We start from the raw sequence: 25,856 nt of genomic DNA on the forward strand, positions 1-25,856 counted from the left end.
TTATATATAGGGGACAACGGACGCAGGCTTCCCGGGTGGGCGACAGGCGGCGCGTCCGTCTGCTGGACAACCGGGGGGAATCAACGGACAGCGGCGAAAAAGTCTGGTAAAAAAAAATGGATTCTATCAATGGAACATCCGCAGGAGGCGGAGGGCCGGCGTCCCTGCCTTCCGCTGGTCGGAGTGCGGCGGCAACACCCCGAAGAGGACACTCCGAAGGGGGCGGTAGCGGGAAAAACTGCATTTTTTTCGCAAAAAAATCATTTTTCAAAGTTCAAAAATCAAATTTAATAGTTGTGTTTGTTTTGTTCTTTTCACCTTTGCCCACTATTTTAAGCTTAAAGGATGCTTACATCATGTACTCTAACCATCGAAGAACAGACTTATGATGAAAAAAAAGACTAAAGGAATGAAAGGAACGAGAATGGATCTCTCACTACGTGGATGCAGGATGAGCCTGGTCCTCGCACTGGGCGTGTTGCCGTTTCTGGCTTGTGCGGAGACGGAACCGATTGACGAAGATGACATCGACCCTGCCATCAACCCACCGATTACTTTTGTGGAGGACGACGACGAGCTCCCGTCCGAGGAAACACCCGACGGACCGTTCCCCGACCTGGGCTACGGCATCGAGACGACCTACGCCTTCCCCGGCTGTGTGGGACACGGACGGCTGACGAAGGGCGCACGTGCCGCGCGCAAGCCGACGCTCTACCGGGTGACGAACCTCAACAGCAGCGGACCCGGCTCGTTCAAGGAAGCCATCAGCCAGCCTGACCGCATCATCGTGTTCGGCGTGGCGGGAGTCATCGACATGAAGAAGGAGACGTACGTCTTCAAGAACAACCAGACGGTGCTCTTCGAGACCGCGCCGGGCGACGGCATCGAGCTGTACAACGGGCGGGTCAGCTCGTCGGGTGCCCAGGAACTCATCGTCCGCTACATGCGCATCCGCATGGGACGCCAGTACAGCGGAAGCGACTCGGGCGATGCCGGCGGACTGTCGTCGGGCAAGAACCAGGTCTTCGACCACTGCTCGTTCACCTGGGGATGCGATGAGTGCTTCTCCATCAACGCCGACAACAAGGGAACCCGTCCGCAGAACATCACCCTGCAGAACTCCATCGTCGGGCAGGGCTGCATGAACCACTCGGCGGGCGGCCTCATCCAGACCAACGACAACGAGGGCATCACCATCTACCGCAACCTGCTCATCGACAACGGCACGCGCAACTTCAAGGTGAAGGGGCTCAACCAGTATGTCAACAACGTGGTCTACAACTGGGGCAGCGGGGGCGCGTACATCATGGGCGGCGACTCCCAGGGACACTCGTCGACGGTCATCGAGAACAACTACTTCATCACCGGCCCGTGCAACGTGTGGCGCAACACGGCGGCTGCCGAGGTCGACCCGGACATCATCGGCGACGAGAGCCAGTGCATCCCCTCGGGCAGCGACGGCCGCTACTACATGGTCCTCAGGAAGGAGAAACCGTCGAAACCCTTCTCACGCGGCAACGACGGTTTTGACACCTACTGCCGGGGCAATTACTACGACAGCAACACGAACGGGGTGCTCGACGGCGTGGAAATCACCGACGCCAACTGGGACACGTTCCACAGCTTCCGTCCGACCTTCCTCAGCGCGCCCTCCTCGCTCCACCCGAAGCTGGAGGCAATGAGCGCCGCCGACGCCTACGAGTGGGTGGTGCAGCATGTGGGTGCATCGCTGCCGCGCCGCGACCGGGTGGACGCGTTCATGATTGACGAGCTGACGTCGCTGGGCACGAAGGGCACCATCCTGCGCGACACACGGAACACCACGCAGTATCCCATCGCCGACACGTGGCAACAGCTGGACACGGCGAACAACGTGAAGGACACCGACGGCGACGGCATGCCCGACGAGTGGGAGGACAAGTGGGGGCTCAACAAGCAGGATGCCTCCGATGCCGTGAAGGTGGCGTCGAACGGCTTCACGAACATCGAGAACTACTGCTTCTCGCTCGAATACCCGGACAAGTACGTCCGCTGAACAATGACTGGAAAACTACTTGAACAACCAATTAATATCAATCCCAATGAAAAAAGCTACATTAAGAAAGGCGCTCTACGCCTTGTGCTTCCCGTTCCTGCTCGCAGGCTGTGAAGACAAGATGGACGAGCATTACGAGATTCCCGGATGGGTGGCAGGCAGTGAGTGGGAAGTACTCTCCTCGGGAGAGCACGGCAATTTCTCCATCTTCCTCGAAGGGTGCGACATTGCAGGCTACACGAACATGCTGAAGGGGCGCAGTGTGATGACCGTCATGGCGCCCGACGACGAAGCCTTCCGTGCGTATCTGGAAGAGAAGGGGTATGCCTCCATCAAGGACATGCCTGTGGAGGAAGTCAAGAAGCTCATCGGCTTCCACCTGGTGAACTATTCCTACACCAAGGACATGCTGGAGAACTTCCGTCCGGAGGGCAGCGGTGTGGCGGACGACGGCACTCCGCAGCTGGATGCGGGCCTCTACTACAAGCACCGCACACGGAGCCAGGACGAGCCGACGCTGGAGTACAACCCGTCGACGGGCGAGGACGTGCTGGTGTATCACCGCGAACGTTTCCTTCCGGTCTTCTCCAGCCAGTTCTTCGCCACACGGAAGATTGACGCGAAGTCAAACTACGAGTATTTCTACCCCAACTCCACGTGGACGGGCGACACGGGCTTCAATGTGTCGAACGCGTCGGTGAAGGAGTATGGCATCATTGCCAACAACGGTTACATCTACACGCTCGACCGCGTGCTCGAACCGCTGGAGACGCTCTACACCGAGCTGAAGAACAACCCCGACTTCTCGACCTACCTCGAGCTGTATGATTCCTACGGCTCCTACGTGGTGAACAACGACCTGACGACGAAGTACGCGTCGGCGTATGGCGTGGAGGAGCTTTTCCAGCACACGCACACCGGCGTGCCCAGCATTGCGATGGAATGGCCGACGGACTCGGAGTATGCGTTCTCGTCGTTGTGCTCCATCTCCTACACCATCTTCGCCCCGACGAACGAGGCAATCGAAGACTTCTTCGAGCGTTTCTGGAAGAAGGGCGGTTATGAGTCACTGGCTGACGTCGACAAGGTGGCGTTGCAGATGTTCCTCTACAACTACATCTACAGCGGCTCGATGCTCTTCCCGTCCGACTTGAAGAACACCGACGACGTCCCCGTCTCCGGCGCGGGCACCGAACTCAACATCAACCCCGACGACGTGGCAAAGGACCGCCGCATCATGTGTGTCAACGGCGCCCTCTACGGGCTCGACCACATCGAGACCCCGTCAGCCTTCAGCTCGGTGGTCGGTTCGATATTCCAGAACAAGAACTCGCTGTCCTATCTCTATGCCCTGAACGGTTCGGGCCTGTACAGCAACTACGTGTCCGACGTGGCAAACTATGTCGTGCTCGTCCCCACGGTCGACCAGTTCTCGGCAGCGGGCATCTACACCGTGCAGAGCACGCAGGACCTCGAGCAGGAGGGCGACGACGGACGTGTGGCGCTGAACTCGGCACAGAAGCAGAGCATCATGTACATGCACTCCGCCAGCCTTGCCACGGGTGAGTCGAGCGAACTGCCCGCCACCGGCAAGAAGGTCTATCCGTTGAGCGAGAGCTGGAACTACTGGTTCGTGAAGGATGGCAAAATCACCTGCAACGCGCTGTTCAACCGTCAGCTGAACCCGCAGAACACCGGCGGCTCGCCCTTCTCGGCATTCCACAAGACGACGTCCGCCAGCAACGGAACGGTCTACAGCTTCGACTATGCCGGCATCTTCACCACCGAGAGCACCGACATCCGCCGCGACATTGCGATTTGTGCCGACAAGAACTACGTCTACCACCACTTCGCACAGTTGCTGAAACGTGCGGGCCTGGTGAGCGGCGAGATGCTGTTGCCCTCGGCTTACGGACGTTTCATCGCGTTCATCCCGACGAATGAGGCCATCGAGAAGGCCATCGCCGAGAACCGCATCCCGGGCATCACCGACGGTGCGTTCGACGCCGACGGCAACCTCAGCGGAACCATCGACCAGACGGCGTTGCGCAACTACATGTATTCCTATTTCATCATCATGGGCGACAACGGCATCACGAGCTATCCCTATGTCGGTTCGAACATGAAGAGCGGCACGTACCGTCCGCATCTGGCGGAAGCAAAAGGGCTGGTCTACACCGACGACGGCAGCCGCCTGAGTGTACGGCTGGAAGGCTCGTCCAACACCTGCCATGTGGTGGACACCTACGACCAGTTCCCCTTCGCCTTCGAGAATTGTTGCTTCCATCTGATCGATGATGTTTTATGATTTAACGGAAAACAGCTTTATGAAACTAACGAAATATTTACTGGTGAGCGCCCTTCTTGTCGGAGCTGCTGCTACCGACGCGGATGCCCAGGTAAAGAATCTGTCGGGAAAGGTGACGGAAATCTTTAATGGGAAAACGGAAGTCATGGTGGGCGTGAACATCAACATTGTCAATTCTCAAAACCGTTCGTTGGTGGGAGCCATCACCGACCTGAACGGTAACTTCAACATCAGTGTCCCCGACGAAAAGAACCTGACCATCGAAATCTCCTACATCGGCAAGAAGACGGTGCGCATCAAGTATACCGGACAGAACCGTCTGGATGTCAAGCTCGACGATGCCACGCAGGAAGTCAGCGAGGTGGTCATCACGGCAAACCGTCTCGACCGGAACTCGATGGGTATCAGCTCGCACGAACAGGTATCCGCCACGCAGAAGGTGAACCTCGAAGAGCTGGTGGCTGTTGCGCCGGTCACTTCGCTGGAAGATGCGTTGCAGGGCCAGTTGGGCGGTGTGGACATCGTCCTCGGCGGCGGCGACCCTGGTGCACGTGCCAGCATCCAGATTCGTGGTACCAGCACGCTGAATGCCAACTCGGACCCGTTGATTGTCATCGACGGCATCCCTTATCCGTCGGACATCAGCGATGACACCGACTTCTCCAACCTCGACAACGACGACCTGGGCGCCCTGCTCAACATCTCCCCGCAGGACATTGCCTCCGTCGAGGTGTTGAAGGATGCTGCCGCCACGGCAATCTGGGGAACGAAGGGCGCGAACGGTGTCCTGATGATTACGACCAAGAAAGGTACGGTCGGCAAGACACGCTTCTCCTTCTCGACCAAGTATTCCGCCAAGTTCGAGCCGGAGAGCATCCCCATGCTGAACGGCGACCAGTACACCGCCCTGTTGCAGGAGGCTATCTGGAACAGTGCGAACTACAGCGGCTTCAATACGACGTACCTCGACCTGCTGAACAATACCCCGGAAATCGGCGAAGACCCGAACTTCGAATACTACAACGAGTACCACCAGAACACCAACTGGCTCGACGAAGTGAAGCGCAACACCTACACGTGGGAGAACAACTTCTCGATGAGCGGTGGTGGTGAGCGTGCGACCTACCGTTTCGCCCTGGGCTACCTCGACGAAGGCGGTACGACCATCGGTACGGGCTTCAACCGTCTGAACTCTTCGCTGGACATCACCTATCGCTTCTCCGACCGGTTGAAGTTCAATGCCTACTTCTCCTATACGCAGTCCGACCGCGACAACAACTACTTCAACATCCGTAAGGAGGCGTTCCGCAAGATGCCGAACAAGTCACCTTATTATATAGACCCCGAGACGGGCTTGCGCACCGACCAGTACTTCTCCCGCTACAACACCGAGAGTACCGTCATCGATGCGGCTCCCGCGAAGTTGGATAAGACCGATGATGCGCGGAACTACAACCCGATTGCCCTTGCCAACGACGGCGAGTACAACACGCTGCAACGCGAGAGCAAGATGAACTTCAACGTGGAGTACAAGATTCTGCCGGAGTTGACCTACAAGGCATACATCAGCCTCAACATCCGCAACCAGAAGGATCGCAAGTTCCTCCCGCAGACCGCCACGGGCCTTGCCTGGACCGACAGCTACTCGAACCTGAGTACGGATGCGTCGTCCGACCTGCTCTCCATCAACTCGGAGAACCAGCTGATGTTCATCAAGAACTGGACCGACAAGCACAAGATTATTGCCAACGCCATCTTCCGTACGACGGACAGCCGGAAGGCAGCCTACAACAGCATGACCTATGGTAACGCCTCGTCCGACCTGTCCGACCCCATCATGGGCAGCACGGTGCAGAAGCTGACCTCCAGCGACACCGAAGAGCGCACCCTCTCGGGTATCCTGGCGTTCAACTACACCTTGCTGAACCGCTATGTGTTCAACGCCACGGTCAACATGGAGGGTAACTCCTCGATGGGTAAGTCCGAGCGTTGGGGAACCTTCCCTGCCGGTGGTTTCGCCTGGCACATTGCCGAGGAGCCGTTCATGCGCGACATCGACTGGCTGAATGAGCTGAAGCTCCGTTTCAGCGTCGGTCAGAGCGGACGTTCGGCAAGCGGTACGGGTGTCTACATCGGTGCGTTCGAAGCCGGCGACAACTACATGGACATGAGCGGCATCAAGCCGACGACCATGCAGCTCAACCGCCTGAAATGGGAGACAACGACTGAGTACAACACCGGTCTGGACATCTCGGTGCTGCATAACAGACTCCGTTTCACGTTCGATGTGTACCAGCGCTACACCCGCGATCTGTTGCAGAAGGATGTGAAGGTACCGACGACAACCGGTTACGGTGAATACAAGCTGAAGTATTACAACTCCGGTGAGATGACCAACAAGGGTTGGGAGTTCCGCACCGACTTCACGGCGTACGAGAACAAGGATTGGCGCGTGTCCGGCTATTTCAACATCAGCCGCAACGTGAACAAGATTACCGAACTCCCCATCAACAAGACCGACGAAGAATATACGTTCGACAACGGCAACTACGCCATCCGCAACGAGGTCGGCCGTCCGCAGGGCTCCTTCTACGGCTACCGTTACCTGGGTGTCTACCAGAACAAGGAGGCAACCTATGCCCGCGATGCGGAAGGCAACGTCATGAAGGACATCGAGGGCCAGCCCATCGTGATGCGGAACGGTACGGCAGTCGTTGCCCCGGGTGATGCCATCTACGAGGACATCAACCACGACGGTGTCATCAACCAGTACGACATCGTTTACCTGGGTAGTGCGCAACCCCGCTTCTTCGGCGGTGCCGGCCTGACGGTGTCCTGGAAATCCCTGAAGCTGACAGCCAACTTCTATGGACGTTACGGCATGAACGTGGTCAACCAGGCACGTATGGACAACGAGGCGATGTACAACGCCGACAACCAGAGTACCGCCGTGTTGCGTCGCTGGCGTAACGAAGGCGACCAGACCGACATCCCCCGTGCACTCTACAACCAGGGTTACAACTACCTGGGCTCCGACCGTTTCGTGGAAGACGCTTCCTACCTGCGTCTGAAGTCGCTTTCACTGACTTACCGTTTCCCGAAAGCCCTGTCGCAACGTTTGCGGATGAATACGGTCGATGTCTATGTGACGGGTTACAACCTCTTCACGTGGACGAAGTACACAGGACAAGATCCGGAAGTGAAACCCTCGTCAACCCTGACCAAGGATACGGCGATGACGCCTGCATCCATCCAGTTCACTTGCGGTGTAAACTTAAACTTCTAAACGGAATATTGATATGAAGAAAATATTTGCAGCAATAGCATTGTTCGGCAGCATGTTGACCATGAGCGGTTGTAGCGACTACCTGGACATCCTGCCGAAAGACAAACAGACGTCGGACATGTTCTGGAAGTCCAGAGAAGACGTCGAGGCGGTCCTGGGACAGTCGTACCACCTGTTGCGGGGCAGCGTCAAGGACATGCTCTACTGGGGTGAGTTGCGCGGCGGCTCGGTGAATACGTCCGAGACCGACCCGGCGAAGATTCAGGATTTCCAGATACTCCCCAACAACAAGTGTGTGAAGTGGGCTAACTTCTACAATGTCATCGGTCTTGCCAATGCCGTGCTCCACTATGCACCCGGCGTGATGGGCGAGGACGAGAGTTACAAGGAGGAGCAGATGAAGTCCAACCAGACGGAAGCCTACTTCCTGCGTGCCCTGTCTTACTTCTACCTCGTGCGCAACTTCCGCGACGTCCCCTTGATTACCGAACCGTATATCGACGACCAGATGCCGACCGACGTGGCAAAATCGTCGGAGAGCGAAGTGATTGCCCAAATCAAGAAGGACATCACCGATGCCCTGGCAACGAATGCGGCAAAGGAGACCTACACCGAGGCATGGGAGAACAAGGGACGTGCCACGAAATGGGCGCTCTATGCGCTGATGGCGGACGTCTGCCTGTGGAGCGAGGACTATGACGGCTGCATCACGTATGCCGACAACCTCATCAATGCGACGGCGAGCATCCGTCCGGTATTCATGTCGTCGAGCGCACAGTGGTTCACCATGTTCTATCCCGGCAACAGCAACGAGTCCATCTTCGAGATTCAGTTTGACGGCGACCTCGACCAGACCAGCGGTGGTCCGACCGACCTGACGTACTGGAACGCAGCTCCCGTGAAGCTCTACTTCTCGGAGACGATGACCGAGCGTCTGCAAGACCCCGAGACCCGTGCCAGTGTACGCGGTATCTACGGTACTTTCGGCTACGACAAAACGGCGACGACCGAAGTGACCAGCCCGGTCATCTGGAAGTACAACGGTATGGGCGACGAGTGGGAGCTGAAGCGTGAAGGTGACAACCAGGATGCCAACTTCATCGTCTACCGCATGGCGGATGTCATGCTGATGAAGGCGGAGGCGTTGATTCGCAAGGGAGGAACTGCCAACTGGCAGGAGGCGCTCGACCTCATCGGGCAGACACGTACCCGTGCCGGCATGACCACTCCCCTGGGCATTGATGCGGCAGAGACTAGCGAACTGGACCTGCTCAACGCCCTCCTGGAAGAGCGTGACCTGGAATTTGCAGCCGAAGGCAAACGCTGGTATGACCTGCTCCGCCTGGGCCGTCAGCAGAACTTCAAGTACAAGAGCCAGTTCATCGACCTGGTGATGACCAACAACACGACCGCCAACCGGAAGTGGTTGTCGTCGACCCTGAGCAACGATGATGCCTGGTTCCTGCCGATTCCCGAATGGGACATCCAGACCAACAAGCTGCTGGTGCAGAATCCTTATTATGACGTCGTACAATAAACCTTTCTTTAATTGCTAGTAATTATGAAATCGAAATACACAATCACAAACATGCTTCAACGGGTGTGCGGCAAGGCAGTCCTGGTCCTGATGGCCCTCATCTGCACGGTGACCGCCTGTGACGACCCGTATGAAGGCGATACGTTCACGGTGTATGACATGCAGCCGGCATCCACCTACCTGTCTTCCCGCGAGGATTGTTCCGAGTGGGTCGCCATCATGAAATATGCCGACCTGTACAACGCGGTGAATCAGGCAACCCAGTATTTCACGGTCTTCGTTCCGACGAACGATGCCGTGCAGCGTTTCTATCAGAAGCAGGGCGTCAGCTCCATCCAGGAACTGGGTCAGGAGTATGCCCGCGACCTGGTGAAGTTCCATGTTCTTGCCGATACGCTCGACCAGCAGAAGTTCATCGAGTCGGACGGTGTGCTGCCTTTCAAGACCATCTCCGAGGACGAACTGACACTGACCTATGGCGACGAGACTGCCGGCGGCGGTCTGCAATCGCTCTATCTGAACAACGAGGCTCACGTCATCGAGCTGGCAAACCGCGTTTCGAATGGTTTTGTCTACATCCTGGAGGACGTCATGACTCCGTTGACCCAGAGCGTGTACGAGCGTCTGTGTGAGCCCGAGCGTCCGTTCCAGCTGTTCCGTGAGGCTGTCGAAGCGACGGGACTGGACAAGCGCATCCACACCATCTATCAGGATACGGTCGATTCGAACGGCATGCCCATCACGTTGAAACGCAATTATACGGTCATTGCTGTCAGCGATGATGTCTACCGTCAGGAGGGCATCAACAGCCTGCAGGACCTGGTTGCCAAGTTGGAGGCGGGCAACGATTACACCAGCCCTTCCAATGCACTTTACCAGTATGTCGCTTACCACATCCTGTCGGGTGCCTACAACCTGGGCAAGATGCAGGCTTTCGACACGGACGACGCGACCTCCAAGAACTGGGAGACGCTCAACACGGAAGCCCTCATCAAGGTATCGCTGGTTGACGATGCGTTCTATCTGAACTATGCCGACGAGAACAGCCGCTGCCAGTTCCTGGAAGACGGTTCCGACATCCAGGCAAAGAACGGCTATGTGCATCAGGTCAACGGTTACATGCCGGTGGCTGAAGCGCAACCCGAGACGGTCCTCTTCGATGTGACGAACTACGAAGAAATCAAGAACTGGATCGAGGCTGGCAACGGCGACTTCGAAGAGATGAAATTCCAGACCACCCATGAGACGACCGAAGGCAATGCCGACGTCAGCACCTTGGGACTCTATGACTTCTCCCTGAACAACCCGAGCCCCTGGCGTCCCGGTTCGAGCAAGCCGTCGTGGTTCGTCATCTACTTCACCTCGAAGTCGAACAACGACTGGAAGAATGCCCAGAACCATGACATGCTGATGCTCAACCTCGGCACGAACGGCTGGATCTCCTTCACGACGCCGGTCATTGTGAAAGGCAAGTACAAGGTGAGCATCCAGTTCGGCAATGCGAAGTCGATGGACTTCATCGCCAACGCTACCAATGGCAGCAACGGCGGACAGATGGAATTCTCCATCGACGACCAGAACGTCACTTCCGCCTATCCGTACACCAGCCCGGATGTGCATAAGGGCGGTTCCTATCTCTTTAGCTATGTCGTATACGACGAGATCGAGTTCACCTCGACCTCTACCCATACGTTCAAGCTTGTCATGAAGGACCCGGCAGCGAGCACGAACTCCAACTACCGTTTCATGATTGACTATATCCTGTTTGAACCCATCACAAACACTGTAGAAGAATAAACCCTATGAAAGCAAAATATTATCTGTTAAGCGCATTGTGTGCTGCCGGTATCGGTCTGACAGGTACCGGTTGTTCGGATACCTGGGACGAGCACTATACCCCGGGTGAAAGTACGGTGAACAACACCGACGTGATGATTGTCGACGAGCCGCTCACCTCATACCTCTCCCAGGAGCCATCCTTGTCAGGCATGTACCAGCTGCTGGAGGAAACCGGCATCGTGGACCAGATGGAGCAGCGTCAGCAACTCTACACGGTGCTTGCCGTGGAGGGTGGCTCGCGTGCCGACGGCGAAGTGGACGGCGACGAACTGTACAAGGCACAGTCACACGTGTCCGACGTTTCTGTCTCCCCGTCCAACATCAAGGACGGACAACGCATCCTGATGTGGAACGGCAAGTACCTGAACATCTCCAAGACGGAGAACGAACAGGGAGAAACCGTCATCAAGTTCAACAATGCCACGGTGACCAAGACGGTGAAGACCAACAACGGCTACATCTACTGCATCGACCAGTATGTGGAAGCACCGCGCAGCATGTATGAGATGATCGAGAACCTGGGCGATGACTACTCCATCTTCCGCGAGATGGTCCTGAAGCGCAACGAACGGGTGTTCGATGAGTTCAACTCGACCATCATCGGTGTGGACAATACGGGTAACAACATCTATGACTCCGTCTTCGTGGTCAAGGCTCCCTACTTTGAGAACAAGGGCTTCAACCTCATGTCGGAGAACGTGACCGCCACCATGCTCATCCCCTCCAACGAGGTCATCAACGAAGCCATGGAAGTGGCTCACCAGAAGTTGGCGGAGTGGGAGCTGGAGCGCGAGGATACCGTGCTGCAGAACTGGATTCTCCAGTCGATGTTCTACAACCAGGTCTACACCAAGGCAGACTTTGAGGAGAACGAGGACCTCAGCTCGGTCTTCAGCACCCAGTGGCGTACGACGGTGCAGGAAGTGGATCTCGACAACCCTGTCTCCATGAGTAACGGTACGGCTTACTATGTGAAGAAAATCCACATCCCGACCAACGTGCTTATCTTCCGCTTGAAGGACTACTACAATTACTACGAGAAGCTGACCGACTCCGAGAAGCAGGAATACTTCGTGACGGAGAACCTGAGCTTTGAGAAGATTCGTCAGTCGGGCCTGATGACCGGTCTGGGATGGCCTCAGGGAGGATTCCCCCTGCGCGACTACTACTATGTCCTGTCCTTCACACTGACCGACCCGGACAACAAGACCTATGATTTGAAGTTCACACCGTTCAAGTATGAGGAAGACCCCTCGTCACCTTCCGGACACGTGACAGCCCCCTACAACATCCCGCCGGGCGAGTATGACCTCTGCCTCGGTTTCGAGCAGGCGAAGAGCCAGCAGCTGGGTTCCATCACCGTCTATGTCAACGGCGAGAAGATACAGACCATCGCTGCCAGCACGCTGGCAGGTAGTAGCTATCACTACGACCGTGCCGGACAGGGATATCCCGAAGGCTTCGATTCGAAGAAGGCTACGAGCGACGGTAACAAGAATGCCAGCAAGTATGACCGTGACGGAACGAAGGTGGGCACCATCACCATCACTGGAACGGAAGCCAAGCCCATCGAGCTGCGCTTCTCGGGCGAGGGCAGCAGTGTCACCAACCTCTGGTTGCACCACTGGTGTCTGAAACCGACAAAGAACTGTTATTAATTCTAAGAAACTAACGAATCATGAAAAAGATAAATCTTTTACTATTCTCTTTCCTGTTCACGATGCCTGCTGCGGGTGTGTATGCCCAAAGCGCTTCCAACAAGATCAGCGGACGGGTCTTGTCTACCCAGAACAAACCGATCGAGGGAGCCGTGGTGTCAGTGACCGACGGGACGGATGTGACGACCGATAAAGACGGATACTTCCAGATTGAATGCAAGAACCCGGCGCAAGCCACACTGACCATCTGGGCGTCGGGATACTATGGAATCAACCAGCAGCTGAACAACCGTGAGAAGGTGCGCATCGTGATGATTCCGACGGGCGAGTTCAAGTACAACGAGGCCAAAGTGCTGCCTTTCCGCATCGAGGACAATGTGGAGAGCACGTCGGCTGAGAACATCACCAAGAAGGACTTCGTGCTGGGACGTTCGAAGATTGACCGCGCCTTGTCGGGACAGGTTGCCGGCCTGCAGATGACAGCCGGAAGCGGCATGCCGGGAGAGGGAAGCTACATGAACCTCCGTGGTGTGCGCTCCTTCATCGGCAACAATGCACCGCTGGTGGTCATCAACGGGGTGCCTTACATCCCTGACAACCACGACTCGCAGCTCATCAACGGACTGAGCCGTGACATCTTCCAGGCATACAACATCGACGACATCCAGAACATCACGGTGCTGAAGGGTGCCGAGGCAGCCATGTACGGTTCGATGGGTGCCAACGGTGTCATCCTGATTGAGACCGACGGTGCGAAGTCGGACAACCTGAACACGCAAATCAGTTACTACGGACAATTCGGCGTGAACTGGAACGACAAGCGCATGTCGCTGCTCAATGGCATCGACTACAAGTCCTACCTGACCGACATCGGTATCGGTTACTATGACACGATGGATGAGTTCTTCACGAACTTCCCCTTCATGAAGGATGCCAACAGCAAATACGGCTACCTGTACAACAACAATACCGACTGGCAGGACGAGATTTATCAGAACGGATTCACGACCGACAACCTGTTCCGTGTGGAGGGAGGCGACGCTATCGCCAAGTATGACCTCTCGCTGGGTTACTCCATGCAGGAAGGCATCCTCAAGGGGACGAACCAGAACCGCTTCCACACCCAGCTGAACGGTAACGTGGCGGTGAGCAGCAACTTCGAAATCTATACGACCGTCGGTCTTGCCTATCTGGACGGCGACTACCAGGAGCAGGGCATGAGCGACCGCACGAACCCGATTCTTGCCGCATACGCCCGTTCGCCTTTCCTCTCTCCCTATAAGAAGAACGACGACGGTAGCGTGACGCCCATCTACTCCAACTACTATTACGGCATCTGCGAGAACATGGACTTCGCCGTGAGCAACCCGCTGGCGCTGGTCAACACGCTGGATGCGAACAGCCGTCAGTATGACGTGAACATCAAGGTGGGCTTCAACTACCGCCCGATACAGGAAGTGACGGTGAACGGAGTCTTCGGCTTGTATTACAACTACAACAAGGAGCACATGTTCATCCCCGGCAAGGACGAGCAGGCCATCATCCCCGTGACCGACATCTACGGAGAGGAGACCAACACCGTGCGCGACGGAGTGGGAGAGACCACGAACTACTTCTACAACCTGAATGCCCGCTACAAGAAGGTGTTCGGCGGACGCCATGCCGTGAATGCCATGGCAGGATTCCAGGCACTGCTCACCCAACACGAGTACGATGGCGGCTTCGGTCGGAACACGGCGAACGACTTCTATCAGGTGATGGACGCCACCGAAAGCATCGGACGCTACATCCAGGGTTACCTCGAGAAGTGGAACTGGATGAACTTCTATGCCCACGCCGACTACACCTGGAACAACATCCTGACCGGTTCGTTCAGCATGTCGGTCGATGGCTCTTCGGCTACCGGCAAGTACACCAACCGCTTCCGTGTCTATCCGGCAGGAGGTGTCACCTGGATGGTGAAGAACATGCCGGCATTGCAGGACAAGGACTGGCTCAGTCGCCTGGACCTGCGTGCTGAATACAGCCTGACGGGAAACAGCCGCTTCTCGTCGAATTACGGCAAGTCCTACTACAGCAGCTCGCCCTACATGGATGTGTCGGGCATCATCCGCAACCAGATTCCCAATACCCATCTGCGTCCGGAGAAGACACGCCAGATGAACCTGAGTCTCGACGCTGCCTTCCTGCGCAACCGCATCGAGCTGGGTGTGGACTACTACATCGGTAACACCGAAGACGTCATCATGCCGGTGTCCAAATCGTCGGTTTACGGCACTTTGCCCTACTATGCCAACTGCGGACGGATTGACAACAAGGGAGTGGAACTCTCCATGCAGGCATCGCTCGTCCGTCTGCGCGACTTCGAGTGGATTGTCGGCGGAAACATCGCCTTCACCGACAGCAAGGTCAAGTCGCTGGGCGACAACGAGCAGATGGTGACCTCCTTCAGCGACGGCTCGCAGGTGGTCAGCCGGGTAGGCGGCCATCCGTATGAGTTCTACGGCTTGCAGGCAGACGGAGTCTACTCCACCCAGGCTGAGGCTGAGCAGGCAGGTCTGCTGAACAGCAACCGCCAGGCATACCAGGCAGGAGACGTCCGCTTCGTCGACCAGAACGGGGACGGCATCATCAACTCCCATGACTACGTGTCACTGGGCAGCGCCACTCCCGATTACTTCGGCGGCTTCTATACCCACATCCGCTACAAGGGCTTCGGCATTTCTGCCGAGTTCTCCTACTCGAAGGGCAACCAGGCATACAACGCCGTACGCCGTCAGCTGGAGTCCGTGTCGGGCTTCGGCAACCAGAGCGCAGCCGTGGCAAACCGCTGGAACCTGGAAGGACAGGAGACGGAAATCCCCCGTGCTACCTACGGCGACCCCATGGGCAACAGCAGCTTCTCTTCACGCTGGATTGAAGATGCCTCTTACCTCCGCATGAAGAACATCACCGTGAGCTACAGCTTTGACAAGCCCATCTGGAACTTCTTCCGTTCGGGAACGGTCTATGTGACGGGTGAGAACCTCTGGACACTGACCGAATACCTCGGCATGGACCCTGAGTTCGCCTACTCCGCTTTCAGCAGCGCCACACAGGGATTCGACATGGCGAAGGTGATGCAGCCGAAATCTGTCAAACTGGGTATTAACTTGAAATTCTGACGCGAAATGAAAAAGATACTATTGAGCACAATGTTGCTTTGTGGTGCAGCCATGCTGGGCGGATGTTCCGACTTCTTCGAGGTCGACACCAAGAATGTGCTGGACGACGAAAACTACATCACGGAAGAGAATGAAGTCTATTCCGGATACATCGGTCTGATGACCAAGATGCAGGCCATCGGAGACAAAGTGATTTACCTGAACGAGCTGCGGGGCGAGATGGTGAAGCCGACCGCCTTTGCGCCGAGCGAGCTTTACAGCCTCTACAACTACGAGGACGACCTCACCGGCAACTCGTATGCCGACCCTGCCGGCTACTACGAGCTGGTCAACGCCTGCAACGATTACCTGCGCAAGCTGAAGGCATACAAGGACTCGCACACGTTGAACGACAGCTACTACAAGTCTCTCGTCAGCAGTGCACTCCGCATCAAGGCATGGGCGTTCATGACCATCGCCAAGACCTACGGCGAAGTGGTCTGGGTGGACAAACCCATGACCTCGCTGCGGGACCTGTCACAGTTCAAGACCTTGAACCTCGACGACGCGATGGCAGCCTGCAAGAACCTGCTCGACATCGGCTATGACGGTGTAGACGGGACGTATGACATCTCCTGGCAGGAATGGCTGGACCCCAGTACGGCAGGAACCACGGACAGCCCCTACCGCGACTGGGACAACATCACGCCGCCTTACTATGCCGTCTATGGAGAAATCTGCCTGTGGCTCGGCAAATACCAGCGGTGCATCGACGTCATCCTGGAGCACATGAACGAGATTGCCTACACGACGACCAGCAATGCACAGTACCTGCGCGGACGCTGGCTCCTGGGCAAGTACCGCGATTACTGGACGGACAACACCTACTACAACTACGAGGTCGTGTCCGCCATCTCCTATGACAGCAACAACCGTCAGACGAACAGCCTGCTGAAGCACTTTGACTCGGACAGCCCCAACAAATACTGGCTGGCACCGAGCGAAGCCGGCATGGCACGGTTCAGCGATGACACCTTTACCCCGCTGGGAACACAGGAGGAAGACTGGCGTGCTGGAGACACCTTCGCCGAGCAGAACGGCAACTGGATTATCAGCAAGTTCCGTGCGGTGGGTTCTTCCAAACCGGCCTATGAAGACGACGTCCGCGTGTACACCTACCGGGGTGCGGACCTCTACTTCATGCTCGCCGAGGCATTCAACCAGCTGGGCAAGACCGAGGTGGTGGATGCGTTGATAAACAACGGTCTGGAGTATTATAAGGATGAGTTCGAAGCTGATGCCGACGGTGTCTACTCCGGCACCTGGAACGGCTTCCTGCCCAACTGGACGTCCAATAAGACCAACTACCTGCGCGGCGGTTCGCTGGAAATCACCACCCGCAGCGTGAACAGTGTCGACCTGGGCATCCGCGGATGCAACGAGAAGCAAATCGGTGCCCGTTCGTTCACCGGCGACAAGCGCGCCAACGACGAGGAAATCCTGAAGGAGATGATGATGGAGATGTCCTGCGAAGGCAAGGTCTACCCGGCAATGATTCGCATGGCGAAACGCTACAACGACCCGAGCTTCATGGCACAGTGCATCGGTGAGAAATACGAGGAGACCGGCAATGCCGCCGAAATCCGCGCCAAAATCATGAACGGTGACTACTTCATCAAATGGGATTTGGATACCGATAAAAAGTGATTCAAATAACAGATAAAGGTTAAGGGTGAATAAGCGGAATGTCGTTTCCGGCATTCCCGTCGGGCAGCCCCGGAAGGCCGATTGAGTCTTCCGGGGCTTGCTTTATCTATCCGCCACATAGACGGCATCCATCCCCGGCTCAGACTGCATTAAAGTACGGCTTGTACAGACCAAAGTATTATACTTAGACCCCCTAAGTATTATACTTAGGCAGCCTAAGTATTATACTTTGCTCCGTCTATCCCCGGGTTTAATGTCGTCTATGCCGTACACAGGGAGGGCGCAAGGCCGCAGGGTACGACCGATGCCGTTGGCTCATGCCGGAAGTATGCCGTATCTTTGTGTGCATAAACCCAGACAGAACAAATAAAGGTTAAAGAGAAACCCGGACTTGAACTTCCTCTCAGGCTTCGGGTCTACAGAGTAAACCATCAGATGAAACATGGATGAAGAGATATTGCAGATTGCTGATAAGGACAAGGAAAAAGGTTTCAGATGTTTGATTGAGCGTTACCAGGAACCCCTGTATTGGCATGTCCGCCGCATGTTGCCCGGTCATGACGATGCCGAGGATGTGCTGCAGGAGACTTTCCTGCGCGCCTACAAGCATTGGGGCTCCTTCAAGGGGAGCAGCAAGCTGTCGACCTGGCTGTACAAGATAGCCACCAATGAAGCTCTCCGCTTCCTGGAGAAGAACAAGCACACCCTTCTTCCCCTGGACGACCTGGAACGGGTCCCGGAGGTGGAGTGGCAGGACAACGAGGCGGATGCCGAGTCTGCCGAACGCCTGGTCATCCTGCAGAAGGCCATCCGGCAGTTGCCGGAACGACAACGACTGGTGTTCAACCTGCGTTATTACGACGAACTGGATTATGCGGACATTTCCGAAATCCTGGAAACACAGGTGGAGACATTGAAGACCAATTTCTTCTATGCCAAAGAGAATATAAAGAAATACATACAGAAGTACTATGATGAAAGAATTTGACTTAAACGATTTCGGCAAGCAGATGCCCTATCACGTTCCGGAAGGCTTCTTCGCCCGTTTCCCGGAACAGGTGATGCGGAAGGTAGCAGTGGAACGTCGCCGTCGCCGGATGTGGCGTCTGTCTGTCGGCATGACAGCCGTGGCAGCCCTGGTGGCAGGCATCGTGTTCTGGACCGGGACTCCCGAAGTGATACCGTCCGTGCCATCCGGCGACTATGCGGACCGGATGGTGACGTTGGCAGAGCAGCTGGATGCCTACCTGGACCACCTCTCCGATGAAGAGCTGGCCGAGCAATACGACTACTATGCCGCCGATGTCACACTGACGCTTTACGAGGAGTAGGTTGGGGGAGGAGGACTTCCTCACTCATCCTGTCAACAATATTGTCTACTAAAAATGAATGGATTATGAAACAGAAAATGGTAATGTGGCTGACAGCATTCGTACTGTTGGCAGGCAGTCTCTCGGCACAGGAGACGAAGAATGACGCACGGACGGAACGCAAACGTCCAGATTTCGCAGCCATGCAACTGAAGCAGGTGCTCGATGCCCTGATGCTCGACGATGCGACGGCAGCAAAGTTTACCCCCGTCTATCAGGCCTATCAGAAGGAGATGCGGGAATGCCGTCTGCCTCGGTTGAAAAAGAAGAGCAACGAGATGACCGATGAAGAGATTGCCCAAGAGATTGAGCGTCAGTTCACACAGGGACGTAAGGTGATAGACGTCAAGGAGAAGTACTACAAGGAGTTCAAGAAAATCCTGACGATGAAGCAAATCCGTGAGGTTTACCGCCTGGAACGGTTCAACATGCGTCGCATGGGCAAGGAAATCAACCGACGCCAGGGGATGAAGCCGCACCCGATGCCGGGCATGCCCTTTGGTAAAGAGATGCAAAAGAAGTAACTTTGTACGGTCCTGTTGTTCCCATGTGGAAGAGCAGGGCCGTACTAACATTTAAAAAAACATCCTGTTATGAAGAATGAAATGCCTAAGCTCCCTTATCCGTCAAACGGGTTGGAGCCAGTAATCAGTGCCGAGACGATAGACTATCACTTCGGCAAGCATCTGCAAACCTATGTGACCAACTTGGCAAATCTGACCAAGGGAACGGCTTATGAAGAAAAAGAGGTTGAGGACATCGTGGCAACAGCTCCTGATGGAGGCATTTTCAACAATGCCGGACAGGTGCTCAATCACACGCTTTACTTCCTGCAATTCACGGTTCCCGGTCAGGGAAAGGCGCCGCAAGGGAAACTCGCCGAGCTGATTGCACGTGATTTCGGCAGCTTGGACGCCTTCAAGCAACAGTTTGAGGATGCCGCTGTGACACTCTTCGGTTCGGGTTGGGCATGGCTTTCCCTGGACCCGGAAGGTCATCTGAAGATTACGAAGGAAGGGAATGCCGGCAATCCGTGGCGTCAGGGCTGCAAGCCGTTGTTGTGCATCGATGTCTGGGAACATGCCTACTACGTGGATTATCGGAATCGCCGTGCCGAACATGTAAAGAAACTTTGGGACATTATCGACTGGGAGGTGGTTGGCTCACGACTGGAAGCCTAGTTCCCCTGTTCGTTGTCAACTGACTATCGCATCGGTGTCGTCCGGGTAGCACCGTATCAATTAGAAAAGGCACGTTCCTGAAAGGAGAGGAGCGTGCCTTTGTGTGTTCATTCTAGAATGGCATACCGGGAGGAGGTGTTCCAAACGGGTCGTCCTGTGGCGGTTCCGCAGGAGGCGGAGGGGGCATACCGGGGTCATTCATCCCCGAGCCTCGCAGTACTTCCCCTTCCAGCGGAACAATCATGTCATCGTCCGGATTCTGGAAGCGGGCAAACTCTGATTTGAAGCGTAACAGGACATCCCCGACCGCACCATTACGGTGCTTGGCAATGATGATTTCGGCCATGCCATGTAGGTCGTTGCCTTTTTCATCCTGATAAATCTTGTAATATTCCGGGCGGTGGATGAAGCATACCATATCCGCATCCTGCTCGATGGCTCCCGATTCACGCAAGTCACTCAGTTGCGGTCGTTTTCCGTCGATTCCCTCACGACTCTCCACACCACGGTTCAACTGACTCAAGGCAATGATGGGGATGTTCAGCTCTTTGGCTAGTCCCTTCAGCGAACGTGAGATGGTGCTGACCTCTTCCTGACGGCTGCCAAACGACATGCCACTGGCATTCATCAGCTGCAAATAGTCGATGATGATAAGCTTCACATCGTGTTCGCGGACCAACCGACGCGCCTTCGTCCGCAACTCAAAGACAGAGAGAGACGGTGTATCATCGACGTACAAGGGGGCATCATAGAGGTCCTTTATCTTATAGTCCAGTTGTCCCCACTCATAAGGTGCCAGCTGTCCGCTTCGGATTTTCTCACCGGGAATCTCACATACATTCACAATCAGACGGTTCACCAGCTGGACATTGCTCATTTCAAGCGAGAACAAGGCTACCGGTGTCTTTTGGTTGACGGCAATGTTCTTTGCCATGGAGAGCACGAAGGCAGTCTTACCCATGGCAGGACGTGCCGCGATAATCACCAGGTCGGAGTTCTGCCAGCCCGAGGTCATCTTGTCGAGCTGATGGAAGCCGCTGGGTAATCCACTCAGACCGTCCGTACGTGCGGCCGCCTTTTGCAGCATGTCGTACGCCTCCTTGATGACAGGATTGATTTGCGTATAATCCTTTTTCATGTTCTGTTGGGAGATCTCAAAGAGTTTCCCTTCAGCTTCCTGCATGAGGTCGTCCACATCCTGGGTGGCATCAAACGCTTTCGTCTGTATATTGCTGGTAAATGTAATCAGCTCACGAGCCAGGAATTTCTGTGCAATGATGCGGGCATGATATTCAATGTGCGCCGAGGAGGCAACCTTACCACTCAGCTGCGTGATATAGAAGGGACCTCCTACATCATCCAGCTCCCCGGTCTTCTTCAGTTGTTCGGTCACTGTCAGAATATCAACCGGCTGTTGCTGGATGGCAAGTGTACTGATGGCCTTGTAGATGAGCTGGTGCCGTTGGTCATAGAACGACTCGGGACGTAAGATTTCGCTCACCAGGGAATAGGCATCTCGTTCAATCATGAGGGCACCCAACACAGCCTCTTCCAGTTCCGGAGCTTGAGGCTGGAGATGACCATACTCGTTCATTTCCGGGACTTTGGCTTTTGACTGTCGTGTTCGTGTATTATTTCGTTTAGGTTCCGGCATAGTTGTTTTCTTCTGTTTTTAGCAACGCAAAGATAAGCAAAACTAAGGAGGAGGAGCGAGCTTGGAACGATGCTTTTTTTGAACAAACGAATGATTCTTTTGGGTGTCAACCTGTCAAATTAAAAAGTTTCGTTTATATTTGTCCCGACAATAAAACCATCAAAACACTATGATAACCTTTCCAAATGCCAAAATAAATCTGGGATTGAACATTGTTGAAAAACGCCCTGATGGCTATCATAACATTGAGACCATCTTCTATCCCATTCACCTGGAAGACGCACTTGAGGTCGTTCCTCTCAATGGTTCGGAACAAGAATATGACTTGAAAATCAGTGGAACACCTATTGAAGGCTCTCCCGAGGACAACCTTGTGGTGAAAGCCTACCGTTTGCTGAAGTCCGACTATGATATTCCGCCTATACATATATATATGTACAAGCACATCCCGATGGGAGCCGGTTTGGGTGGAGGTTCATCCGATGCAGCCTTCATGATCAAACTGCTCAATGAGAAATTTTCCTTGGGGATGAGTGTAGAACAAATGGAAGCTTATGCAGCCCGTCTAGGAGCGGATTGTGCTTTCTTTATCAAAGACCGCCCCGTGTTCGCTACCGGTATCGGGAATGTATTTACTCCTATTGAATTATCCTTGAAGGGCATGTATATTGTCCTGGTTAAGCCGGACATCTCCGTCTCGACAGCTGAAGCCTATAGTCATGTAACGCCCCGTCGCCCGGTCGCATCACTTCCTGAACTTATCCGTCTGCCGATTGAACAATGGAAGGAGCGTATCGTGAATGACTTCGAACATAGCGTCTTTCTTGCTCATCCGGAAATTGCTGCCATCAAGGATAAGCTGTATGATATGGGTGCTGTCTATGCTTCCATGTCAGGTTCCGGTTCTACTGTTTTCGGTATTTTCAAGGAGTCCGTACCTTATGTGGATGAACATTTTGGAGAATGCTTCTGCCGTATCCGTGAATTGGAATAAGATGTCGTAGAAATGGATGCCGAAAGAGAAAATCATCTGCTTTTTCGGTATCCATTAAGAATGAGTGCCTTATTCCTGTCCGATAGCGTATCAATGTAAAATTGACAATAAAAAAGTCATCGCATGTTTTGGCACTTTCGAAAAAAGCCTTACCTTTGCAAACGCAAATGAGAAATGCACTCTTAGCTCAGTTGGTAGAGCAATTGACTCTTAATCAATGGGTCCAGGGTTCGAGTCCCTGAGGGTGTACCACAGTGAGAAACTGTTCTCTAAGAATCCTGAGGGTTGATAGACTTTCAGGATTTTTTTTGTTTGAATCTTTTGGTAGGTGGTTGTATGATTATAAAAAAAGATGCCAACAAAAAGAAATCAATTCTTTTGCTGGCATGTAACGGACATTATTCCAATTCAGTGGAATGTTGTAAGTGACTCCGACAGGATTCAAACCTGTAACCTTCTGATCCGTAGTCAGATGCTCTATTCAGTTGAGCTACGGAGCCATAACCAAAACTTGTGACTCCCATAGGATTCAAACCTATAACCTTCTGATCCGTAGTCAGATGCTCTATTCAGTTGAGCTAGGGAGCCTTGATTATATTGAGTGACTCCGACAGGATTCAAACCTGTAACCTTCTGATCCGTAGTCAGATGCTCTATTCAGTTGAGCTACGGAGCCATACTCCTAATCAATGAAGTGATCGCGACAGGATTCAAACCTGTAACCGGCTGATCCGTAGTCAGCTACTCTATTCAGTTGAGCTACGCGACCCTTTTTCTTTAACGGTTGCAAAGGTACGTACTTTTGATACAACTACCAAACATTAAGACGACTTTTTCACCACTATTGCTAACAAAATTCCGGACAGGACTGATATTCAAAAGAAAATTTATCGGTAAAAAATAGAAAGGGCAATCAATCGATATGTGCATAAAGATTGACTGCCCTCTTCTCTGTTTGTTGACTCTTCAGAAGAGATTATCCGATGAGTTCAATACTGCGTTTGATGAAATTATTTAAGGCTTCACCTTTTAGCATATTATTTTGCAATAAAGCCAAGTCGATGAGTTGTCGTATAACTTTGTTGGTTCCGGCATAATTACTCAAAATCGTTTCTTTCTTGGCCTTTTCTTCAGTGATTTGTTTTTCTACGCGCTCCAGTTCATCCTTGTCTGCCGTTGTTATGTCTTCCGGTTTCTTGCCTTCTTGCGCCTGATGAAGTTCGTTATGCCGTTTATTTAAATCGGCTAAAGTCAGATTCAATGGAGTCAAATCAGCGGCGCAAGCCGTCTCTGAATGGTTGAGTACATCTTTGACCAGTTTGTTGTCGGTATTGAGGACGATGTTAAACATGTCAGACATTTCGCCGTAGAAGCTCATACCCGGTTGGATACGTGACATTTCTTTCATACGGCGCATATATTCACTCTGCGTAATCAGAATCGGGGCTACATTATCGCCCAATGCCTGTGCTTCAACATTGAATTCTGCCTTCTCCACTTTTGGAAGTTGGCTTCGGAATACACTGACAAGAATTTCCTGCTTTTCAGATGCAAGTTCAGATGCATGTGCATCCTCTTTCACTATCAAACGGTCAATTGTATCACTATCCACGCGGGTGAAGCGACTCTTTTCCAGCTTACGTTCCAGCATGCTGATAAGGGCAACATCGAGTTGACCATCCATTAGGAGCACATTGTAACCTTTGTTCTTGGCTGCTTCTATATAGCTATATTGCTCTTCGAGGTTATTGGCATACAAGTATATGATGTTCCCTTCTTTATCGGTCTGTTCTCCTTTGATAAGATTCTGATATTCTTCGAAAGTGTAGTAGTGTGCATCTGTATCTTTGAGCAGTGTGAATTTATTAGCACGGTCGTAGAAGTCTTCTTCTGTAAGCATGCCGTAATGGATGAAGATTTTCAAGTCATCCCACTTCGCTTCGAAATCTTTGCGGTCGCTCTTAAAGATAGCCTGCAAACGATCAGATACCTTCTTTGAGATGTAGGTCGAAATCTTCTTCACATTGGAGTCACTCTGCAAGTAGGAGCGTGAAACATTCAAAGGTATGTCCGGGGAATCTATAACTCCATGGAGCAGGGTTAAGAAATCAGGAACAATACCTTCTACTGAATCAGTTACATATACTTGGTTGCAGTAAAGTTGGATTTTGTTTTTCTGCAAGTCGATGTTACTCTTGATACGTGGAAAATAGAGTATTCCTGTCAGGTTGAACGGATAGTCTACGTTCAGATGAATCCAGAACAATGGTTCGTCAGCCATTGGATACAATTCACGATAGAAGTTCTTATAGTCTTCATCTTTCAATTCGGCAGGTTTACGTGTCCATAAAGGAGTCGTGTTATTGATGATGTTGTCTTCCTCGGTATCCACTTGTTTCCCATCTTTCCACTCTTTCTTTTTGCCGAAGGCTACAGGAATAGGCAAGAAGTGGCAGTATTTCTTTAATAAGGAGGACAAGCGTTCTTCCTCCAGAAACTCCTTGCAGTCTTCATCAATGTAGAGAATGATATCCGTACCACGATCTGCTTTCTCTACCTCTTCCAATGTAAATTCAGGACTACCGTCACAGGTCCATTTCATCGGTTGGGCATCTTCGCGGTAAGAACGGGTGATAAGTTCAACTTTTTTAGCTACCATGAAGGCAGAATAGAAGCCAAGACCGAAATGTCCGATAATGGCATTTGCGTCATCTTTGTACTTTGCCAAAAAGTCATTAGCACCTGAGAAAGCAATTTGATTGATATATTTCTCAATCTCTTCCGCAGTCAGTCCAAGTCCACGGTCAGAGATAGTGATACTGTCTTTATTGAGGGAAACGTGGATGGTCAAGTCACCCATTTCACCTTTGAATTCTCCTTTTGCAGCCAGTGTTTTCAGCTTTTGAGTGGCATCAACTGCATTAGAAACCAGCTCGCGGAGAAAGATTTCATGATCACTGTATAAGAACTTTTTGATGATGGGGAAGATATTTTCTGTCGTAACCCCAATATTTCCTTTTTGCATAGGTCTTTATTTATTTTATGTATATCCGTTTCTTTAGCTTTTCAGCATTTATGACAACACAAAATAAATGCCAGGCATGTGGATGCCTGACATTTTGTCTTATTATACTGCTTGGACTG

At 53.4% G+C, this 25,856-nt stretch carries 15 protein-coding genes and 5 tRNA genes; 14 read left to right on the top strand and 6 right to left on the bottom strand.

Annotated features, from left to right (window positions below; genetic code table 11):
• The first annotated feature begins 424 nt into the window (after window positions 1-424).
• The 12 genes from M3087_RS07920 (at window position 425) to M3087_RS07975 (ending at window position 20,064) form a co-directional block, all read left to right on the top strand.
• The gene (locus M3087_RS07920; protein WP_249094873.1) at window positions 425-2,035 is read left to right on the top strand and encodes a polysaccharide lyase family 1 protein; all 1,611 of its coding nucleotides are present in this window, start codon (window positions 425-427) and stop codon (window positions 2,033-2,035) included.
• A 46-nt stretch (window positions 2,036-2,081) separates the two neighbouring features.
• Window positions 2,082-4,343 carry a fasciclin domain-containing protein gene (locus M3087_RS07925; protein WP_249094875.1) on the top strand — a complete coding sequence of 754 codons (2,262 nt, stop codon included), beginning with the start codon at window positions 2,082-2,084 and terminating at the stop codon, window positions 4,341-4,343.
• A gap of 19 nt (window positions 4,344-4,362) precedes the next feature.
• Window positions 4,363-7,629 (top strand): SusC/RagA family TonB-linked outer membrane protein, encoded by a 3,267-nt coding sequence (locus M3087_RS07930; protein WP_249094876.1) that lies wholly within the window; start codon window positions 4,363-4,365, stop codon window positions 7,627-7,629.
• Window positions 7,630-7,642: 13 nt separating this feature from the next.
• Window positions 7,643-9,166 carry a RagB/SusD family nutrient uptake outer membrane protein gene (locus tag M3087_RS07935; protein ID WP_249094878.1) on the top strand — a complete coding sequence of 508 codons (1,524 nt, stop codon included), beginning with the start codon at window positions 7,643-7,645 and terminating at the stop codon, window positions 9,164-9,166.
• 24 nt (window positions 9,167-9,190) lie between these two features.
• Complete coding sequence (locus M3087_RS07940; RefSeq protein WP_249094880.1) at window positions 9,191-10,963, top strand: DUF5108 domain-containing protein; 1,773 nt, start codon at window positions 9,191-9,193, stop codon at window positions 10,961-10,963.
• 5 nt (window positions 10,964-10,968) lie between these two features.
• Window positions 10,969-12,663, top strand: a complete 1,695-nt coding sequence (locus M3087_RS07945) for a lipoprotein (protein WP_022384719.1) — start codon at window positions 10,969-10,971, stop codon at window positions 12,661-12,663.
• 20 nt (window positions 12,664-12,683) lie between these two features.
• Window positions 12,684-15,827, top strand: coding sequence for a SusC/RagA family TonB-linked outer membrane protein (locus tag M3087_RS07950; RefSeq protein ID WP_249094882.1), 3,144 nt, complete (start codon window positions 12,684-12,686; stop codon window positions 15,825-15,827).
• A 6-nt stretch (window positions 15,828-15,833) separates the two neighbouring features.
• A complete protein-coding gene (locus M3087_RS07955; RefSeq protein WP_249094885.1) occupies window positions 15,834-17,513 on the top strand; it encodes a RagB/SusD family nutrient uptake outer membrane protein in 1,680 nt (559 codons plus the stop codon).
• A gap of 442 nt (window positions 17,514-17,955) precedes the next feature.
• Window positions 17,956-18,501, top strand: a complete 546-nt coding sequence (locus M3087_RS07960; protein ID WP_022384716.1) for an RNA polymerase sigma factor — start codon at window positions 17,956-17,958, stop codon at window positions 18,499-18,501.
• On the top strand, window positions 18,485-18,844 hold the full coding sequence (locus M3087_RS07965) for a hypothetical protein (RefSeq protein ID WP_249094886.1): 360 nt from the start codon (window positions 18,485-18,487) through the stop codon (window positions 18,842-18,844). The genes M3087_RS07960 and M3087_RS07965 overlap by 17 nt, the downstream gene beginning before the upstream one ends.
• Before the next feature lie 65 nt (window positions 18,845-18,909).
• On the top strand, window positions 18,910-19,407 hold the full coding sequence (locus M3087_RS07970; protein WP_249094890.1) for a hypothetical protein: 498 nt from the start codon (window positions 18,910-18,912) through the stop codon (window positions 19,405-19,407).
• A 69-nt stretch (window positions 19,408-19,476) separates the two neighbouring features.
• A complete protein-coding gene (locus M3087_RS07975) occupies window positions 19,477-20,064 on the top strand; it encodes a superoxide dismutase (protein ID WP_249094892.1) in 588 nt (195 codons plus the stop codon).
• Between the two features lie 112 nt (window positions 20,065-20,176).
• Here M3087_RS07975 and dnaB read toward each other — a convergent pair whose 3' ends face one another.
• Window positions 20,177-21,718 (bottom strand): replicative DNA helicase, encoded by a 1,542-nt coding sequence (gene dnaB / locus M3087_RS07980; RefSeq protein ID WP_022384712.1) that lies wholly within the window; start codon window positions 21,716-21,718, stop codon window positions 20,177-20,179.
• 169 nt (window positions 21,719-21,887) lie between these two features.
• Here dnaB and ispE point away from each other — a divergent pair, with 169 nt between their 5' ends.
• Both ispE and M3087_RS07990 read left to right on the top strand, forming a co-directional pair.
• Complete coding sequence (ispE, locus tag M3087_RS07985) at window positions 21,888-22,712, top strand: 4-(cytidine 5'-diphospho)-2-C-methyl-D-erythritol kinase (protein WP_249094894.1); 825 nt, start codon at window positions 21,888-21,890, stop codon at window positions 22,710-22,712.
• A 176-nt stretch (window positions 22,713-22,888) separates the two neighbouring features.
• Window positions 22,889-22,964: transfer RNA gene (locus M3087_RS07990), tRNA-Lys, on the top strand.
• A gap of 174 nt (window positions 22,965-23,138) precedes the next feature.
• Here the strand turns inward: M3087_RS07990 and M3087_RS07995 are convergent.
• The 5 genes from M3087_RS07995 to htpG form a co-directional block, all read right to left on the bottom strand.
• A tRNA-Arg gene (locus M3087_RS07995) sits at window positions 23,139-23,212 on the bottom strand.
• Window positions 23,213-23,226: 14 nt separating this feature from the next.
• A tRNA-Arg gene (locus M3087_RS08000) sits at window positions 23,227-23,300 on the bottom strand.
• 14 nt (window positions 23,301-23,314) lie between these two features.
• A tRNA-Arg gene (locus M3087_RS08005) sits at window positions 23,315-23,388 on the bottom strand.
• Window positions 23,389-23,407: 19 nt separating this feature from the next.
• A tRNA-Arg gene (locus M3087_RS08010) sits at window positions 23,408-23,481 on the bottom strand.
• A 207-nt stretch (window positions 23,482-23,688) separates the two neighbouring features.
• On the bottom strand, window positions 23,689-25,737 hold the full coding sequence (gene htpG, locus M3087_RS08015) for a molecular chaperone HtpG (protein WP_249094896.1): 2,049 nt from the start codon (window positions 25,735-25,737) through the stop codon (window positions 23,689-23,691).
• Window positions 25,738-25,856 lie beyond the last annotated feature (119 nt).

Origin of the sequence: Mediterranea sp. ET5, from assembly GCF_023337025.1 — a bacterium.
Lineage (GTDB): Bacteria > Bacteroidota > Bacteroidia > Bacteroidales > Bacteroidaceae > Phocaeicola_A.